We start from the raw sequence: 15,045 nt of genomic DNA, 5'->3' as shown, positions 1-15,045 counted from the left end.
GGGCCACCTTGAACTCCGCCGGCCAGGCGCACCGGACCTTAGGCTGACTGCATGGGCACGCCGCTAGGGGACTTCATCCGGGCCAAGCGCGACAGCATCCAACCAGAGGCCCTCGGCCTTCCATCACACCAACGACGACGTGCTCCCGGGTTACGACGTTCGGAGTTGGCCTCGCGGGCCGGGGTGAGCGTCGAGTACCTCACCAGAATCGAACAGGGCCGCGACCGCAATCCGTCGCCCTCAGTCGTCAACGCCCTCGCCGACGCGCTCGACCTCGACACCGCCGAACGCACTCATCTGGGCTACCTCGCCAAGATCTCCGGTGAGGCGTGCGCCGGGCACGTCAGGGCGACGCCACCCGAGCGCACCGTCCGGCCAGCCGTGCGCCAGGTACTCAGCCTCCTGGAGCCGGGCGTCGCCTTCGTCACGAACAGGCTCGGTGACGTGCTTGCGCACACCGACAGCTTCGCCACGGTGATGCGCGACACCGGCCTCCTGGACGCCGAGGAACCGAACCTCACCAGGTATGTCTTCACCCATCCTCACGCCCGAACCACCTTCGTGGACTGGGACCAGATCGCCGACGAACAGGTCTTCAACTTGTGGCTCGGGCCCTCGAACGACGCGTTCGAATGGTTCACGGCAGACTTCGCTTCCATCGCCGGAGCCGAGTTCACGCGGCGACTGCACCGCCACATTCCTCCTGCCCAAGTCCCGCTGAGGATGACTCACCCCCGCGGGCACCAACTGCGATGGGACCGGGAGCTCCTTGAGCTTCCTGCCTCGGACGCCCAGCAACTGATCCTTTTCCTGCCCGCTGACGACGCGACCGCGACGGTGCTCAACCACCTGCGCGAGCACTCAGACCGAACCGCCCTCCGCGCGCTCTGACATCGGCATCTCTGGGGATCCTTGTGTCATCAGGGGACCGCCACGAGGCTCTGCGGTCGCGGTGCCCTTCTTGTACGAGGCGGCCAGGTCACCAGACGTGTCGAGCGCGGAACGAAACCAACACCTGGCGCTCGTGTGCACATCGGCCTGGGGGAGACATCATGTGGCAGCGATAGAGCCTTGGTCGGAGGTGAGGCAGGGGAGCGCGGGCTGCGTGGTTGATTCAGCCCACGCTAGTCGCGGCATTCGCGGACCGGTTGGCCTCCCGAAAACCATTGGTGCCCGGCTTGCTCCGCTGATGGAATGGCGTCCGCGCGAGTCTGCCGCGTGACGGAGGTTGTGGGTTGTGACGGATTATGACGTGCTTGCCGAGGTGTACGAATGGCTCATCTCGGATGCGAAGTTGCCTCCCGCCGAGTTCGCTGCGTCATTCGATGACGTCCTCAGTCTCCTGCCGTCGAACGCTCACGTCCTCGACTGTTCGTGCGGAACCGGACAGTTGGCGGTTGGCCTCGCCGGTCGTGGCATGCAGGTTGTCGCAACTGACGCCAGCGAAGCGATGGTTCGTCGGACTGCAGAGTTGTCTGAGGAGTTCGGGGCATCCGTACGGGCCATGCGGGCGACCTGGGAAGAGTTGCCCGACCATTTTGAGGACGGCACGTTCGACATGGTGTTCTGCGTTGGCAACTCGCTGCATCATGCCGCGGGAGCGCCAGGCAGGGTTGCTGCTCTGGAGTCGATGTCACGGCTTCTGCGCCCTGGCGGGCGCCTGGTGCTCACCTCCCGCGCTTGGGAGCTCGTGAGGTCCAGGGGTTCCCGGCTGGACATCAGTGACCGACTCGTCCGCCGGAACGGTCGCGATGCCGTCGTGGTCTACCGCTGGGAGATCGCGTCGCATTGGGAGGAGGAGCACCACATCGAGATTGCGATCGCGCAGTTTGATGCGACCGGGCGGGTTCTTGTCCGCTCGGAACTGCTGTCCTGCTGGCCCTACCGGTACGAGGAACTGGAACTCGAGCTGCACCGGGTCGGACTCCGGACGGACGTGAGCACCTTCGAACGTGAGGCCGACAACTACATGGTGGTCGCGAGCAAGATATAGAGACCCCTCATGCAGTACGCAGGGCGGTACTGGAAACCCTGCGTATCAAGTCTGTGCGAAATCGAAGCGCACCTGGACATGCACGAGGCCTCGTTCCCTCCGGTTCAGGGTGCATGCCGAAGCGATACGGTCGCTCAGGTGAGAGTTTCGATCCGGAACGCGACGCGTGTGGATGTGCCGTCTGTGATGGCTCTCTGGGAGGAGGCCGCGGAGAACGATGCACGTCCGGCTGATTCCGCGCGTTCCGTCGAGCATCGTCGGGAGCGTCATCGCTGGTTGGGACGGCTGGCGTGCTCATCTCTACCGACTCGCGGTTCACCCTGACGCACGTCGACGAGGTGTCGGTGGGCAGCTGCTAGTTGCTGCTACCGAACGGCTTACCGACCTGGGCGCCACCCGCCTGGACGCGATGGTGTTGGAAAGCAATGACCTTGGTCAGTCGATATGGCGCTCCGAAGGATTTGCCTCCCAGAAGGAGTGGCGACGCTGGGTCCGGCCGATTCAGGCTGACTCGAGTGTTCGGGACCTCACACCTCAACCGTGAAGCCAAGATCGTGATCGCATGCTGCCTTCCCGCCCCAAGCCCAGTTCTCGATCGGTGACTCTCGCAGCAGAATGCTGACGTTGTGCGGCGGTACACCGAGCGCGCCGAGCCGGTGGGTTACCTCCCGATAGAGGGCACGCTTAGCGTCCAATGAGCGCCCAGAGAAGCAATCGATCGTGACTCGCGTGTAGCTAACGGCCACCCCGGGGTCGGTGCCGTGAACCATCTCATGTGGTCGGTAGGTGAGCACCCGAACGTTCCGGTCCTCGACAGGGATCTTGAATGCAGCCACGAGGGCGTCATGCACTGCGTCCATCAACGCCACCTCCTGAGCATCCGTGTACTCACGTCTGACTTCGATCAACGAGCTCGGCATGCGTTCGATCCAAGCACAGTGGAAGTCGTAGGGATCCCGGCGCGGGCAGCGGAGCGGTTGGCTGCTCGCTGATTCATCTGATGAAGTACGCAGACAGCGGATTGCAGATTGACATAATGTCGCTTATCGGCGCACTGTCGGGAGTGCGTGGTTAGGCGCGAGAGCGGCGTTCGCTGCATCGTAGGGTTGCCCGCATGCTCACCATCGTCCCGTACGCGGAGGCGCACCGCGAGGCGCTTCTCGACCTGGCTATCCGGGCTTGGGAGCCTGTCTTTCCGCTGATGCAGTCGGCCGTCTCTCCGTTCGTCTACGACGCGTTCTATCCGGACGGCTGGCGCGCCCGCCAGTACGCAGACCTCGATGAAGTGCTGGCCCACGAGTCGGAGAGCGTCGACGTCGCGCTCGACGGATCCGATCCAGTCGGGTGGGTCTGCACGAAGATGCACCCCGAGGACAGCATGAGCGAGCTCTACGTCATCGCCGTCGATCCATCTCGTCAGCGTGAAGGCATCGCGCGGGCGCTCATGGATCGGTCGTTTGAGCGGGGACGCGAGGCGGGGATGCTGATGGTGATGGTGGAGACCGGCGATGATCCCGGCCACGCCCCTGCACGGGCCGCCTACGAGACTGCGGGTTTCGAGCGCTGGCCGGTAGCCCGGTACTTCAAAGACCTGTCGAGCTGACCGTCTAAGCGGTGACGATTATGAGTAGTCCGACGTCGTGCTGCTGCTCGGGCGACAGCGCAGCCCACTCACGGTGAGCGCGCTCGAGGCCGATCCACCGCGGGACGACCGCCATGACGCGCACGTCGGTGCGCGCGGAGATGCTGGTGGTGAATCGTCGGATGCCGGCCTTCGCCGCGGCGTACTCGGGTGATCCGTAGCCATCGTCACCGATCCCACCGCTGGAGCCGATCGTGACGACCGCACCGGTGCTCGCCGCGAGCCTTGGCCAAAGCCGTTGCGTCAGCAGCATGGGCGCGAGTGAGGTTCAAGGTGACCGCGGACAGCCACGTCTCCGGGTCCGCGTCGGGATATTGATCGCCCGGAAGCCAGCCGCCCGCGTTGTTCACCAGTCCGCCCAGGTCTGATCGCCCGGTCAGCTCGTCAGCCGCCGCGTGGATGCCGTCCAGCGTGGAAGGTCGGCCACGACCGCCGACACCGTCGCTCGACTCCCCTGCCCGCCGAGCTCATCGACCGCAGCATCCAGGCCGTCGGAGTCCCGATCGAGAAGGATGACCGGACGGCCCGGGTGAGCAGCTCGACCGCGATGTGCCGGCCCAAGCCCGAAGCGGCACCGGTGACCGCGACAGCACGTCCGTCCATGTCGATGATCCTGCCTGCTACTACTGACATCCAGCGCCTAGGCTGCCGTGCGTGGAGACACGCTATCGGGTGCGCCCAGCAGTGAGCGACGACGATCTCTCGAGCGTGCTCGGAGTCCTCGCAGAGAACGAGGCACTGGCTCCGGTGCCGGCGCCTCCATCCGCGGCGCCCGAGGCATCACCTCGCCAGAGCACGACGTGGGCCCGCATTCAGCGCACGTCGGACGTGACGGTCTACCTCGCGGAGTGCCACAGTGGCGCCGTCGGAACCGCGTGCCTGTCTCTGCTGCCCAACCTCACCTATGACTGCCGGCCCACCGCCTTCATCGAGGCGGTGGTCGTGACGTACGCGCACAGGCGTCGAGGAGTGGCGAGTCTCCTTCTGCAGACCCTGTTGCGGGACGCTGGAGCCGCCGGGGCCTACAAGGTGCAGCTGCTCACCCACAAACGGCATGCCTCCGACGGCGCCCACGACCTGTATCGCAGTCTTGGCTTCCAGGCCGAGGCCGAGGGCTTCCGGTTGTATCTCGAGTGACGGCCAGTCGGCCTCAGACAGGGGGACCTGAGTCGAACACCGACCAGCAGATCTGATTGCGGAGCCGCTGATCATCAAGGACGAGGTCACGGATCGCCTCGGGAAGCTGTTCGCGCTGCCACCGGCACTCCATCCGTCCGGCGTCCTGGGCGGCGGCGGGCGCGGCAGCGCGCGCCGCCTTGATCGCGTACGCCGCAGCGCCGAGCTCGTGGGCGGCGACGTGCGCAGTCACCGCCGCCTGACCCGCGGCAAAGGCGGCGTGTCGTGCCGCACCACGCAGGTCTCGTGCCGCCGCCATGGCGTGCCCGCCCGCGGCGCGGGACTCGGACATGCGGATCTCGCCTCTCCCCCACGCTCGTACCTGCTCGATCGCGAAGCGCGGCCGCGGGTCCCCAGGCTGGACCGACTCGAAGAGGTGGAGCACGTGCTCCGCGCACGCAGCGGCCCAGAGCGCCAGGAGCCGGTGATCGGAGTCGGTCAGCGTCCCTCCCCGGCGGGTCGTGATGAACCGGTCGTCACGCACCTTCGGCAAGATCACAGCCTGCGCCCCTCCCGCCCGTGGCCTGAACAGCAGAAGAGAGCACCCACCGGTGCCCTCATGTTCGATCTATAACGGACGTGGAGGCTTGCCGCAAGACCCCGCAGGTCTCAGAATCGTCGGCGTGACCGACCTGTCCCTAGTCTTATGGTTCCGGTCAAATGGCGAGGAAAACATCCAGACCTGCACGATCCCGCGATGACGATCACATCCGTTCGCAGAACCGAGGCGCCTCGCGTTCGCAGAAGTGCATGCCGAGGCCGTTGAAGGTCCGGTGCAAGCGACCCGCGCTGGTGTAGTGGACGTGGTAGCCGAGGGCCTGGACGCTCTCAGCAGCAGGCTTGCGCAGCTCCACGATCAGATTGGGAGACGACCCGTCCGACACGCACTCGTGCGTCAAGGTCCGTGTCACGGATCTGCCCTCGAGCGCTTCGGCGAACGTGGAGCGCTCGTTCTCGATCCCCGAGGTCGTCGCCTCTCCGATCACGACCGAATCCACGAGACCGAAGTCGGTCACTCTGAACCCGTTGAGCGGACGATAGGGAACGACGGACACGAGCTCGACCGAGCCTTCGTCGTCCAAGCAGACCGGTCCGAGATCCATCGTCAATGTCGCCGGGCCGGCCACGGGGCTCGATAGCGCGACGCCTGCGGTGCTCTCGTCGAACCCGTGATCCTCGATCCGCGGCCCGGCGTTGACCCACGTGTGAACGCCGACGCCGATCGCGGCGAACCCCGCCGCCGCTGACAGACCGAGCACTGCGATCTGCCGGGAGAGGTGGCGCCGCCTCGACGGAAGGCGATCAGGTCCGGCGTCACTCTCGGCGGGCATTCGCGGAGGGTAGCAGCGTGCACGGACGCCGCGCCGACGAACGTGTCAGTCCAGGCAGAACTCGTTGCCCTCGGGATCGGTCATCACGATGTGTCCCGCGCCCATCGGCGGTGAGGGCTCGTAGCGACCCACCCTCGTCGCCCCGAGCGACACCAGGCGCTCGCACTCCGCCTCCAACGCCTCCATGCGCTCGACTCCCTGGAGGCCAGGCGCAGCGCGCACGTCGAGGTGGACGCGATTTTTGGCGACCTTGTCCTCCGGCACCTGCTGGAAGAAGATGCGTGGGCCCTTGCCCTCCGGGTCTTCGATGGCCGATCGTGAGTTGAACTGCTCCCGCGGCATGCCCAGCCGCTCGAGGAACTCATCCCAGGCAGCGAGCGGGTCGTCTCCCTCGGAGAGCTCGACCCCCGGCGGGCCTGGGTGCACGTATCCCAGCGCGTCGCGCCAGAACGTCGACAGTGCTCGGGGGTCGCGGGCGTCGAAGGTGACCTGGATCTGGCGGCTCATGGCGTTGGCTCCGTTCGTCTCCGTCTCCTTGCCGACACCCTCCCACCGAACGCCGACAGAATCATCCCCAGACGTCGCCCCGAGCGCTGTCAGCCAGCACGATCGTGGTCACGACGTCCGTCACCGCCGGCGCCGCAGGCGTGGACCCGAAGCCGAACCGCACCGGAGGATCCACCGCCCCCATGGGTCCGAGGTCCTCGCCCGCCCAGGAGGTGCGTACGGCGTCGAGACGGTGCACGTCCGTCGCGCCGTAGTACTCCCGTCTGCCCGACCCCGCGCTCCCCCGCGTCCGTACGCCCTGCAGAAGGAGCCGCGCGACCGGATCCGTAACCCTTGTCGCGCTCACCGAGGTGGCCACCCGAGGCGGGACCAGCCGCAGCAGGCGGCCGAGCGTGGTCCGGCCTCCGATGGTGAGCTCCGCGACGAGCGGGCCGGCAGAGATCCGCCACCGATGTCCACCCGGTGGCGCGTCGGCGACGACCACGGGGACGACCTCGACCCTGTCGAACTGGTAGGTGGAGGCGACCAGCCGCGCGATCTCCTCCGACGGCGCGAGCAGAGACCGCTCCCCGCTGGGACATTCGAGCATCACGTCCGCGAAGGATCCGTACGGCGAGACATCCCATCGCCCGACGACGAACCGCGTCCCCGAAGCCGTGCCCCAACCGGCGATACGACCGGCGAACCGCAGCGTGGTGCCCACTCAGGAAACCCTAGGCCGAGGATGAAGCGCTCTTGCCGAGACTATCGAATAACGATAGGTTAGCATCGTCTTTCGATAGAGGAGAAGCCGATGGGACAGTTCGCCGTTCTCGCGTTGCGGATCGTCATCGTGATCGGGCTGGTCGGCTCGGTCTTCATCCAAGCGGTGATGGTGCCGCTGCTCGCCGCAGATCTCGACGACGCTCCGACCGCGGTGCGCGTCCCGTTCGTCCTCATCGTGCTGCTGGGCGTCACCACTACGCAGGTCACGATGCTCTGTGTGTGGCGCCTGCTGACGATGGTGCGTCGCGGCACCGTCTTCTCGCACTCGGCGTTCCGCTATGTCGACGTCGTGATCGGTGCGATCGCCGTCGCGTCGGCTCTGACCTATGCCCTAGGAGTCGTGCTCGCCCCCGGAGAAGCAGTCGCCCCCGGCGTCGTCCTGCTGATCGGCGGGCTCGGGACGATGATCGCGGGAGTCGCTCTCCTGGTCCTCGTGCTGCGCATGCTTCTGGCGCAGGCGGTCGCGCGCGACACCGAGGCGCAGCATCTCCGTGCCGAGCTGGACGAGGTGATCTGATGCCGATCGTCGTCGACATCGACGTGATGCTGGCCAAGCGCAAGATGTCCGTGGGCGGCCTGGCAGAGAGGGTCGGCATCTCCCCCGCCAACCTGGCCGTCCTCAAGAACGGGCGCGCCAAAGCCGTACGGTTCACGACGCTCGCGGCCCTCTGCGAGGTGCTCGAGTGCCAGCCCGGCGACCTGCTGCGCTGGGAGCCCGACGATCCGTCCGACGGGCGAGCAACCCTCGGTGAGGTCCACCCCCTGGCCCACGACTGACGCTAGCCTCCTCCCATGTCAGAGCTCACCGGAAAGCGCGTCCTCGTCACCGGATCCGCCCGCGGCATCGGTCGCGCCATCGCGGCGCTCGCGATCGAGCGCGGGGCACGGGTCGTCATCAGCGACGCGGACGCCGACGCCGCCGAGCAGACTCGCCGTGAGCTGGACGCCGCGGGTACGGCGAGCTGCGACGTCTCCGACGAGGCCGCCGTCGGTGCCGCGATCGCGGAGACCGTCGGCCTGCTGGGCGGGCTCGACGTGCTCGTCAACAACGCCGGCATCGAGGTGTCGAGTCCGCTCGTGACGCAGTCGACGGAGAGCTTCGACAGGATCTTCGCCGTCAACGTACGCGGGCCGTTCGTGGCCACGAAGGCGGCTGTCCCCCACCTCGTCGAGTCGGGCGGCAACATCGTCAACATCGCCTCTGTCGCCGGCCTCGGAGGCAGCCCGCTCCTGGGTTCGTACTGCGCGACCAAGGCGGCGCTCATCCAGCTCACCCGCGTCGCGGCCATCGAGCTCCGCGCCTCGGGGGTCAGAGTGAACGCCGTGTGCCCCGGCTTCGTCGACACGGAGATGGTCGATCGGCTGCGGCCTGACTTCGAGGACGCCACGCAGGTCCCGTTCGCCGACCTCGTCGGGGCGAAACAGGGACGGCTCGGGACGCCGGCCGACGTCGCCGAGGTCACCTGCTTCCTGGCCTCCGACCGCGCCGAGTGGATCACCGGAAGCCACTACGTCCTCGACGGCGGGCTCACGGCGAGCCTCGTGTAAGGCACGATCCCGCTAGCGTGGTGCGGCATGAGCGACTACCCCCAACTCCAGACCTCGGTCCTCGACTCGACGATCCCCCGTGAGCTCGCGGAGTTCTACCGCAACCTCCTGGGTCTCGACTACCGGGCCGGCGACGAGCCCGGTGCCGACGACGACGGTCAGCCGGACTGGCTGGTCCTGGTCGATGAGAGTGGCCACCGTGTGCTCTCCTTCCAGAAGGTCGAGAAGCTCACGCGGACGACCTGGCCCAAGGACGACGTCCCGATGCAGCTGCACCTGGACTTCACAGTCCCGGACGCCGCCGCGCTGCACCGCCACCGAGAGCGTGCCGAGGCGCTCGGCGCGGAGCTGATCCTCGACCGCAGCGACGATCCCGACGAGGCATTGTTCGTGTTCGCCGACCTCTCGGGGCATCCGTTCTGCATCTTCGTCGCCTGACGCTGCTTTGGCGGTGCAGGACAGGCGTGACGCGTCTAGCGTGACGACATGCGTACACGTCGACTTGTCCTCGCGATCGCGCTCGCCGTGGGCGCAGCGGTCCTCTCCCCCACCACGTCGGTGGCGACCGCCACACCCCGGGCGTTCCCGGCCGAGTTCCCGCTCCCTGACGGGTTCCAGCCCGAGGGCATCGCGATCGGTCCTGGACCGACCGCGTGGTTCGGCTCGCTCGCCGACGGCGACATCTACGAGGTGGATCTGCGGACCGGCAGGGGCGCGGTCATCAGCCAGGGACCGGGTACGGCCGCGGCCGGCCTCAAGTCGGATCGTCGAGGACGGTTGTACGTCGCCGGGGGTCCTTCCGGCACCGGCCGCATCGTGGACACCCGGACCGGTGCCACCCTCGCGTCGTACCCGTTCACGACGGGCGCCGGCTTCATCAACGACGTCGTCCTGACCAGGCGCACCGCTTGGTTCACCGACTCGCTGCAGCCGCAGCTGTACGGCGTGCCCCTCCGTCGCGGCGGGCGCCCGGCAGACCCGGACGACGTCGTGACGCTGCCGCTGTCCGGGGACTGGCAGCAGGGCACCGGCTTCGGCGCCAACGGGCTGACCGAGACCCCCGACGGCCGCGCCCTGCTCGTGGTGCTGTCCGAGCGCGGCGAGCTGCACCGCGTCGACACGAGGACGGGCCGGACGCGGATCGTCGACCTGGGTGGCTACGTCCTCACCAACGGCGACGGCATGCTCCTCCAAGGACGCACCCTGTACGTCGTCCAGAACCGGCTGAACACGATCGCGGTGTTCCGCCTCGACCGACGGGGCACGACCGGCCGCCTGGTCGACCAGATCACGAGCCCTCGCTTCGACGTCCCGACCACCGTGGCGGCGTTCGGACGGTGGCTCTATCTTCCTAACGCCCGGTTCGGGACTCCCCCGACCCCGCAGACCCCGTACTGGGTCACGCGGGTTCCCCGCACGCGCCGTTAGTCCGACCTCGACCGGGCGAGTTTCTTGCACGGTGATCGGAACTCTGTCATTGTGTACCGAACCTAGTGACTTACCTAATCTCGTGGGGACACAATGCGCACTCTTGTACTGCTCTCGCTCGTCGGGCTGGGCGCGCAGCTCGTGGACGGCAGCCTTGGCATGGCGTACGGGGTGACGTCGACGACGCTCCTCCTGGCGATCGGGACCAACCCCGCGGCCGCGTCGGCCACCGTGCACCTGGCCGAGATCGGCACGACGCTGGTCTCCGGTGCGGCGCACTGGAGGTTCGGCAACGTGGACTGGAAGGTCGTCGCCAAGATCGGCATCCCCGGCGCCATCGGCGCGTTCGCCGGTGCGACATTCCTCTCGAGCCTCTCCACCGAGGCAGCCGGGCCGCTGATGTCGGTGATCCTCCTGGCCCTCGGCCTGTACATCCTCGTACGGTTCACCGCGAAAGGGCTGCCCAAGGGCAACCTCGGCAAGCCTCTCCGCAAGCGGTTCCTCACACCCCTCGGACTGTTCGCAGGATTTGTCGACGCCACCGGCGGGGGCGGCTGGGGCCCGGTCGGCACACCGGCGATCCTCGCCAGCGGACGCCTCGAGCCCCGCAAGACCATCGGCTCGATCGACACCAGCGAGTTCCTCGTGGCCATCGCCGCGAGCCTCGGATTCATCGTCGGCATCGGGTCGGCAGGCGTCGACTACACCTGGGCCCTGGCACTGCTCATCGGCGGCGCGATCGCCGCGCCGATCGCGGCGTGGCTGGTCCGCCACATCCCGCCGCGTGTCCTCGGGTCGCTGGTCGGCGGTCTGATCATCCTCACCAACACCCGGACCCTGCTGACGAGCGACTGGATCGATGCCGCGGGGGGCCTGCGGTCGGTGGCGTACATCGTCATCGTCGCGCTGTGGGTCTCGGCGGTCGTGTACTCGTTCAAGCGCCACCGCGCGGAGCGCGACCAGGAGCTGGCAGAGGCTGACGAGCCGAGCGAGAGCGCCTCGGTCGTCTGACCGAGCGCGGCGACTCTCTGCCGTGGTGGGATGTCGGCATGGCTCACCTCTATCAGGCAGAGATCCGCCCGACGAAGCTCGAGCTCCTCCAGCAGTGGGTGCCGACGCAACCGTGGGGTCGGTCGGCGGCAGACGGAGCGCTGGAGCGCGTCGGCGCCTTCCGTTTCGACGATCCCGACGGCGAGGTCGGCATCGAGACGTTCCTCGTCCGCACACCGGGAGGTCCGCTCCTGCAGGTGCCGCTGACCTACCGGGCGTCCGCTCTCGAGGGTGCCGATGCGGCGTTGATCACCACCATGGACCACTCCGTCCTGGGCCGGCGGTGGGTGTACGACGGGTGCGGCGACCCCGTCTACGTGCAGGCGGCACTCGCGGCCATCCGTACGGGCGGTCGCCAGGCGGACGAGTTCGTCGAGACCGATGCCGGCCTCGTTCGGCGCGAGCCCACGACGTTCGTGACAGGCAGCGGCTCGGCCGGCACGCCGATCCCCGAGGTGGTGGCGCCGGTGGCTCGCAGCGACGCCGAGCAGACAGTCGTCGACGCCGACCAGGCGTCGCTGGTGGTCCGCCGCGTGCTTGTCGGCGCAGACCTTCAGCGCGGGACACCGTCGCCGTACGCCCTGCTCGGTCGGTGGCCGGGTCAGGACGACGAGGTGGAGCTCGTCACGGTCAGCCCTCGGCCAGCCGAGGCGGGAAGCCGCCCGTAGCGACCGGCCCCCACCGCTCGATCGAGATGCGGATGATCGACTTGCCCTGCTCGACCATCGCCCGACGGTACTCGTCCCAGTCAGGGTGCTCCCCCGAGATGGCCCGGTAGTACTCCACCAACGGCTCGACGGAGTCCGGGAGATCGATGACCTCGGCTGTGCCGTCCACCTGCACCCAGGCGTCGTTGAAGTCCGTCCCCAGCGACAGGACCGAGGCGGCGGGACGCCGCCGGAGGTTGGCGACCTTGGCGCGTTCGGGGTAGGTCGAGACGACCACCCTCCCGGCACCGTCGACTCCGTAGGTCACGGGACTCATCTGCGGAGACCCGTCTTTGCGGGTCGTGTGCAGCACGGCATGGCTGCGGCCGCGCAGGAACGCGAGCAGCGCCTCGCGGTCGACCGTGTCAGCGGTGGCGATGCGACCTGGCACGACGTCAGCCCGCCTCTGAGATGTTGACCATCCAGCCCACGCCGAACCGATCCGTCAGCATGCCGAACGAGTCGCCCCACGGTGCCTTCTCCAGCGGCACGGTGACCTGGGCACCGTCCGCGAGACCGTCCCAGTAGCCGCGCAGCTCCGACTCGTCGTCTCCACTCAAGGACACCGTGCCGTTCGGTGTCGGGCCGCTCATCTCGGGAGGTGTGTCCGCCCCCATGAGGACCATCCCGTTGGGTGCCTCGAGCTGTCCGTGCATGATCCCGTCGCCCGCGCCCGTGCCCGTGCCCACCGTGGGGTCGAACTCGGAGAAGGTGCTGAGCGTGAGCTCACCCCCGAACACCGACCGGTAGAACTCCATCGCCGCGCGCGCCTGGTCTCCGAACGAGAGGTAGGGGTTGAGTCGGGTCGTCATCGGTTCCTCCTGGGGTCGAGATCGTGACTCCCTGACACTCTGCCCTCTCGCGGCCGTGGCTGTCATCGGAGCGGGCGGAAGAACCTGCGCAGGTCCTCCACGAGCGCGTCGGGTGCTTCCCAGGCAGCGAAGTGACCGCCACGGGCGTGCTCGGCCCAGTAGCGCAGGTCCGGATAGCGGCGCTCGACCCAGCGCCGTGAGGGTCGTGGCACCTCGGCGCCGAAGATCGACGCCCCGGTCGGCACCGTCACCTGCTCTGCGTCAGCGCCGCTGATCCACCGCGACACCAGGTCGATGCTCTCGGCATAGAGCCGCGCCGACGACGCACCGGTCTGCGTGAACCAGTAGAGGCTGACGTCGTCGAGCACCCGGTCGCGCGTCAGCACCGAGTGGAGGTCACCGTTGTGGTCTGTCCAGGACCACATCTTCTCCACGATCCACGCGCAGAGTGCGGCCGGAGAGTCGACGAGCGCGTAGCCGATCGTCTGCGGCTTGGTGCGGTGGACCTCCGAGTAGGCCGACTCCTGCCGGGCCCGGCGCTCGAGGTCACCCAGCGCCGTGCGTTCGGCGGCTGTCGGCGGTGAGGGGTCGTCGGGGTCGGGACCGGCCAGCGGTGGCACCAGGTGGATGCCTGCCACATGATCGGGATCGAGGCGCCCGAGCGCGCTGCTGACGCTCGTCCCCCAGTCGCTGCCTGCGGCGCCGTAACGGCGATATCCCAGGCGCTCCATCAGCCGTGCCCACGCGCCGGCGATGCGGTCGACGCCCCAGCCGGTGGTCGTGGGTCTGCCGCTGAATCCGTACCCCGGCAGGGAGGGCACCACGACATCGAAGGCGTCCTCCTCCGCTCCCCCGTGCGCCGTCGGATCCGTGAGTGGATCGAGGAGGTCGAGGAACTCCAGCACCGAGCCCGGCCAGCCGTGGGTCAGCACCACCGGCAGCGCAGACGGGTGGGGCGAGCGGCGGTGAAGGTAGTGGACGTCGAGCCCGTCGATGCGCGTACGGAACTGAGGGACAGCATTGAGGCGCGCCTCGGTCACCCGCCAGTCGTAGTCCTCTGCCCAGTAGCGGCACAGGTCTTGGAGGTAGCCCCGCGGAATACCCTGCGACCAGTCGGAGACCGGCTCCGCCTCCGGCCATCGAGTCCGGCGCAGACGGTCGCGCAGATCCCCGAGCGCGTCGTCGGGTACGTGGGCACGGAAGGGGGTGATCGCCGCCTCCGCCGCGCGATCCATCAGCCGGCCGTGACCTGGACGTGCTGGCCGAGCCACCGGCGCGTCGTGTCGTCGGCCGGGACGAAGGTCTCGATCGCCAGCTCCGACAGGGTCACGTCGATCGGTGTGCCGAACGTCGAGATGATCGAGAGGAACGTCAGCATGTCGTCGCCGACACGAACGACCAGCGGCACGAACACCTGACCACCATCAGGCGCCCGCGCGTCCGACGTCACGGGGACCTCGTACCCCGCGAGCTCGTCGCGGAGCGCCAGCATCTCGACGTCCCCCTGCGCCTGCGCCATGCGACTCAACCCGGCGAGCACCGCCTCGCGCCACTGCGCGAGATTGACCAGGTGCGGCGCGAGACCGTCCGGGTGGAGTGTCAGGCGAAGCGCGTTGACCGGCCCCTCGAGCAGGGAGGGCGAGGCGAGCGCCGCCAGGGCGCGTACGCCGGCGTTGGCGTCGACGATGTTCCACAACCGGTCGACAGCGAGCGCGGGGTACGGCTCGTGCGCGACGAGGACCTCACGCACCGCAGAGCGCGCCGCTTCGAGGTCGCGGTGCTCGAGTGGGCGCTCGGGGAAGGCGGGCGCGAATCCGCCGGCGAGCAGCATCCTGTTCTGCACTCGCGTCGGCACGTCCAGTGCTGCCGCGAGGCGGAGGATCATGTCGCTGCTCGGCCGTGACCGTCCTGTCTCCACGAAGCTGATGTGGCGCGTCGAGATCCCGGTCTCCGACGACAGCGCGAGCTGGCTGTAGCGGCGCCGCGTCCGCCACGTCCGCAGCAGGTCCCCCAGGGCGCGCTCCCCGGGCTGCCTCGTCACGGTCTCCGTCGTCACGGCTCCCACTCTGGCGCATCCACCGTCCAG

General features: G+C 68.2%; 22 protein-coding genes. 12 read left to right on the top strand and 10 right to left on the bottom strand.

The features are described from left to right. The first annotated feature begins 51 nt into the window (after positions 1-51). The 3 genes from KV102_RS01835 to KV102_RS01825 all read left to right on the top strand — a co-directional run bounded on the left by KV102_RS01835 (position 52) and on the right by KV102_RS01825 (position 2,537). Positions 52-891, top strand: a complete 840-nt coding sequence (locus tag KV102_RS01835) for a helix-turn-helix domain-containing protein (protein WP_220345128.1) — start codon at positions 52-54, stop codon at positions 889-891. Positions 892-1,237: 346 nt separating this feature from the next. Next, a complete protein-coding gene (locus KV102_RS01830) occupies positions 1,238-1,993 on the top strand; it encodes a class I SAM-dependent methyltransferase (RefSeq protein ID WP_220345127.1) in 756 nt (251 codons plus the stop codon). A gap of 217 nt (positions 1,994-2,210) precedes the next feature. Beyond that, positions 2,211-2,537: a GNAT family N-acetyltransferase gene (locus tag KV102_RS01825; protein WP_255560546.1), complete on the top strand. Its 327-nt coding sequence runs from the start codon at positions 2,211-2,213 to the stop codon at positions 2,535-2,537. On the opposite strand, the gene KV102_RS01820 is transcribed toward KV102_RS01825, so the two are convergent. Then, positions 2,521-2,913 carry a tautomerase family protein gene (locus KV102_RS01820; protein WP_220345126.1) on the bottom strand — a complete coding sequence of 131 codons (393 nt, stop codon included), beginning with the start codon at positions 2,911-2,913 and terminating at the stop codon, positions 2,521-2,523. The genes KV102_RS01825 and KV102_RS01820 overlap by 17 nt on opposite strands. 194 nt (positions 2,914-3,107) lie before the next feature. On the opposite strand from KV102_RS01820, the gene KV102_RS01815 reads away from it, so the two are divergent. Continuing rightward, positions 3,108-3,596: a GNAT family N-acetyltransferase gene (locus KV102_RS01815; RefSeq protein ID WP_220345125.1), complete on the top strand. Its 489-nt coding sequence runs from the start codon at positions 3,108-3,110 to the stop codon at positions 3,594-3,596. A gap of 4 nt (positions 3,597-3,600) precedes the next feature. Here the strand turns inward: KV102_RS01815 and KV102_RS01810 are convergent, their stop codons facing one another. Beyond that, entirely contained in the window at positions 3,601-3,888 is a 288-nt protein-coding gene (locus KV102_RS01810) for an SDR family NAD(P)-dependent oxidoreductase (protein ID WP_220345124.1), read from the bottom strand. Between the two features lie 401 nt (positions 3,889-4,289). Between KV102_RS01810 and KV102_RS01805 the strand changes: the two genes are divergently transcribed. Next, complete coding sequence (locus KV102_RS01805) at positions 4,290-4,772, top strand: GNAT family N-acetyltransferase (RefSeq protein WP_220341730.1); 483 nt, start codon at positions 4,290-4,292, stop codon at positions 4,770-4,772. Between the two features lie 13 nt (positions 4,773-4,785). On the opposite strand, the gene KV102_RS01800 is transcribed toward KV102_RS01805, so the two are convergent. The 4 genes from KV102_RS01800 to KV102_RS01785 form a co-directional block, all read right to left on the bottom strand. After that, a complete protein-coding gene (locus tag KV102_RS01800) occupies positions 4,786-5,310 on the bottom strand; it encodes a putative immunity protein (RefSeq protein ID WP_220345123.1) in 525 nt (174 codons plus the stop codon). A 205-nt stretch (positions 5,311-5,515) separates the two neighbouring features. After that, a complete protein-coding gene (locus tag KV102_RS01795; protein WP_220345122.1) occupies positions 5,516-6,142 on the bottom strand; it encodes a hypothetical protein in 627 nt (208 codons plus the stop codon). 45 nt (positions 6,143-6,187) lie between these two features. Then, positions 6,188-6,649: a VOC family protein gene (locus tag KV102_RS01790; RefSeq protein ID WP_220341727.1), complete on the bottom strand. Its 462-nt coding sequence runs from the start codon at positions 6,647-6,649 to the stop codon at positions 6,188-6,190. 61 nt (positions 6,650-6,710) lie between these two features. After that, complete coding sequence (locus tag KV102_RS01785) at positions 6,711-7,352, bottom strand: hypothetical protein (protein ID WP_220345121.1); 642 nt, start codon at positions 7,350-7,352, stop codon at positions 6,711-6,713. Between the two features lie 90 nt (positions 7,353-7,442). On the opposite strand from KV102_RS01785, the gene KV102_RS01780 reads away from it, so the two are divergent. From KV102_RS01780 to KV102_RS01750, 7 genes are all read left to right on the top strand, one after another. Continuing rightward, positions 7,443-7,931, top strand: coding sequence for a DUF2975 domain-containing protein (locus KV102_RS01780; protein ID WP_220345120.1), 489 nt, complete (start codon positions 7,443-7,445; stop codon positions 7,929-7,931). Next, positions 7,931-8,191 (top strand): helix-turn-helix transcriptional regulator, encoded by a 261-nt coding sequence (locus KV102_RS01775; RefSeq protein WP_220345119.1) that lies wholly within the window; start codon positions 7,931-7,933, stop codon positions 8,189-8,191. The genes KV102_RS01780 and KV102_RS01775 overlap by 1 nt, the downstream gene beginning before the upstream one ends. A 15-nt stretch (positions 8,192-8,206) precedes the next feature. After that, a complete protein-coding gene (locus KV102_RS01770; RefSeq protein WP_220341723.1) occupies positions 8,207-8,962 on the top strand; it encodes an SDR family NAD(P)-dependent oxidoreductase in 756 nt (251 codons plus the stop codon). A gap of 27 nt (positions 8,963-8,989) precedes the next feature. Continuing rightward, on the top strand, positions 8,990-9,400 hold the full coding sequence (locus tag KV102_RS01765) for a VOC family protein (protein ID WP_220345118.1): 411 nt from the start codon (positions 8,990-8,992) through the stop codon (positions 9,398-9,400). Between the two features lie 48 nt (positions 9,401-9,448). Then, the gene (locus KV102_RS01760; RefSeq protein WP_220345117.1) at positions 9,449-10,390 is read left to right on the top strand and encodes an SMP-30/gluconolactonase/LRE family protein; all 942 of its coding nucleotides are present in this window, start codon (positions 9,449-9,451) and stop codon (positions 10,388-10,390) included. Positions 10,391-10,483: 93 nt separating this feature from the next. After that, positions 10,484-11,401, top strand: a complete 918-nt coding sequence (locus tag KV102_RS01755) for a sulfite exporter TauE/SafE family protein (RefSeq protein WP_220341720.1) — start codon at positions 10,484-10,486, stop codon at positions 11,399-11,401. Positions 11,402-11,439: 38 nt separating this feature from the next. Beyond that, entirely contained in the window at positions 11,440-12,108 is a 669-nt protein-coding gene (locus KV102_RS01750) for a hypothetical protein (RefSeq protein ID WP_220345116.1), read from the top strand. On the opposite strand, the gene KV102_RS01745 is transcribed toward KV102_RS01750, so the two are convergent. From KV102_RS01745 to KV102_RS01730, 4 genes are all read right to left on the bottom strand, one after another. Next, positions 12,071-12,538 carry a PPOX class F420-dependent oxidoreductase gene (locus KV102_RS01745; RefSeq protein WP_220341718.1) on the bottom strand — a complete coding sequence of 156 codons (468 nt, stop codon included), beginning with the start codon at positions 12,536-12,538 and terminating at the stop codon, positions 12,071-12,073. The genes KV102_RS01750 and KV102_RS01745 overlap by 38 nt on opposite strands. A gap of 4 nt (positions 12,539-12,542) precedes the next feature. Next, complete coding sequence (locus tag KV102_RS01740) at positions 12,543-12,959, bottom strand: VOC family protein (protein ID WP_220345115.1); 417 nt, start codon at positions 12,957-12,959, stop codon at positions 12,543-12,545. A 62-nt stretch (positions 12,960-13,021) separates the two neighbouring features. Continuing rightward, positions 13,022-14,194, bottom strand: a complete 1,173-nt coding sequence (locus KV102_RS01735; RefSeq protein ID WP_220345114.1) for an epoxide hydrolase family protein — start codon at positions 14,192-14,194, stop codon at positions 13,022-13,024. Further along, positions 14,194-15,015, bottom strand: coding sequence for a helix-turn-helix transcriptional regulator (locus KV102_RS01730; RefSeq protein WP_308289325.1), 822 nt, complete (start codon positions 15,013-15,015; stop codon positions 14,194-14,196). Before KV102_RS01730 ends, KV102_RS01735 begins: the two co-directional genes overlap by 1 nt. Positions 15,016-15,045: the final 30 nt, after the last annotated feature.

The sequence above is a fragment of the Mumia sp. zg.B53 genome (assembly GCF_019550935.1).
Taxonomy (GTDB): Bacteria; Actinomycetota; Actinomycetes; order Propionibacteriales; family Nocardioidaceae; genus Mumia.
The sequence above is the reverse complement of the archived record's forward strand: the minus strand, read 5'-3'. Positions and strand labels throughout refer to the sequence as shown.

What these genes read in the sequence shown, in the direction of transcription:
- KV102_RS01835 (WP_220345128.1), top strand. Translation starts at nt 52, where the DNA reads ATGGGCACGCCGCTAGGGGACTTCATCCGGGCCAAGCGCGACAGCATC.
- KV102_RS01825 (WP_255560546.1), top strand. Translation starts at nt 2,211, where the DNA reads ATGCACGTCCGGCTGATTCCGCGCGTTCCGTCGAGCATCGTCGGGAGC.
- KV102_RS01820 (WP_220345126.1), bottom strand. Translation starts at nt 2,913, where the DNA reads ATGCCGAGCTCGTTGATCGAAGTCAGACGTGAGTACACGGATGCTCAG.
- KV102_RS01815 (WP_220345125.1), top strand. Translation starts at nt 3,108, where the DNA reads ATGCTCACCATCGTCCCGTACGCGGAGGCGCACCGCGAGGCGCTTCTC.
- KV102_RS01810 (WP_220345124.1), bottom strand. Translation starts at nt 3,888, where the DNA reads ATGCTGCTGACGCAACGGCTTTGGCCAAGGCTCGCGGCGAGCACCGGT.
- KV102_RS01795 (WP_220345122.1), bottom strand. Translation starts at nt 6,142, where the DNA reads ATGCCCGCCGAGAGTGACGCCGGACCTGATCGCCTTCCGTCGAGGCGG.
- KV102_RS01790 (WP_220341727.1), bottom strand. Translation starts at nt 6,649, where the DNA reads ATGAGCCGCCAGATCCAGGTCACCTTCGACGCCCGCGACCCCCGAGCA.
- KV102_RS01780 (WP_220345120.1), top strand. Translation starts at nt 7,443, where the DNA reads ATGGGACAGTTCGCCGTTCTCGCGTTGCGGATCGTCATCGTGATCGGG.
- KV102_RS01775 (WP_220345119.1), top strand. Translation starts at nt 7,931, where the DNA reads ATGCCGATCGTCGTCGACATCGACGTGATGCTGGCCAAGCGCAAGATG.
- KV102_RS01770 (WP_220341723.1), top strand. Translation starts at nt 8,207, where the DNA reads ATGTCAGAGCTCACCGGAAAGCGCGTCCTCGTCACCGGATCCGCCCGC.
- KV102_RS01765 (WP_220345118.1), top strand. Translation starts at nt 8,990, where the DNA reads ATGAGCGACTACCCCCAACTCCAGACCTCGGTCCTCGACTCGACGATC.
- KV102_RS01760 (WP_220345117.1), top strand. Translation starts at nt 9,449, where the DNA reads ATGCGTACACGTCGACTTGTCCTCGCGATCGCGCTCGCCGTGGGCGCA.
- KV102_RS01755 (WP_220341720.1), top strand. Translation starts at nt 10,484, where the DNA reads ATGCGCACTCTTGTACTGCTCTCGCTCGTCGGGCTGGGCGCGCAGCTC.
- KV102_RS01750 (WP_220345116.1), top strand. Translation starts at nt 11,440, where the DNA reads ATGGCTCACCTCTATCAGGCAGAGATCCGCCCGACGAAGCTCGAGCTC.
- KV102_RS01740 (WP_220345115.1), bottom strand. Translation starts at nt 12,959, where the DNA reads ATGACGACCCGACTCAACCCCTACCTCTCGTTCGGAGACCAGGCGCGC.
- KV102_RS01735 (WP_220345114.1), bottom strand. Translation starts at nt 14,194, where the DNA reads ATGGATCGCGCGGCGGAGGCGGCGATCACCCCCTTCCGTGCCCACGTA.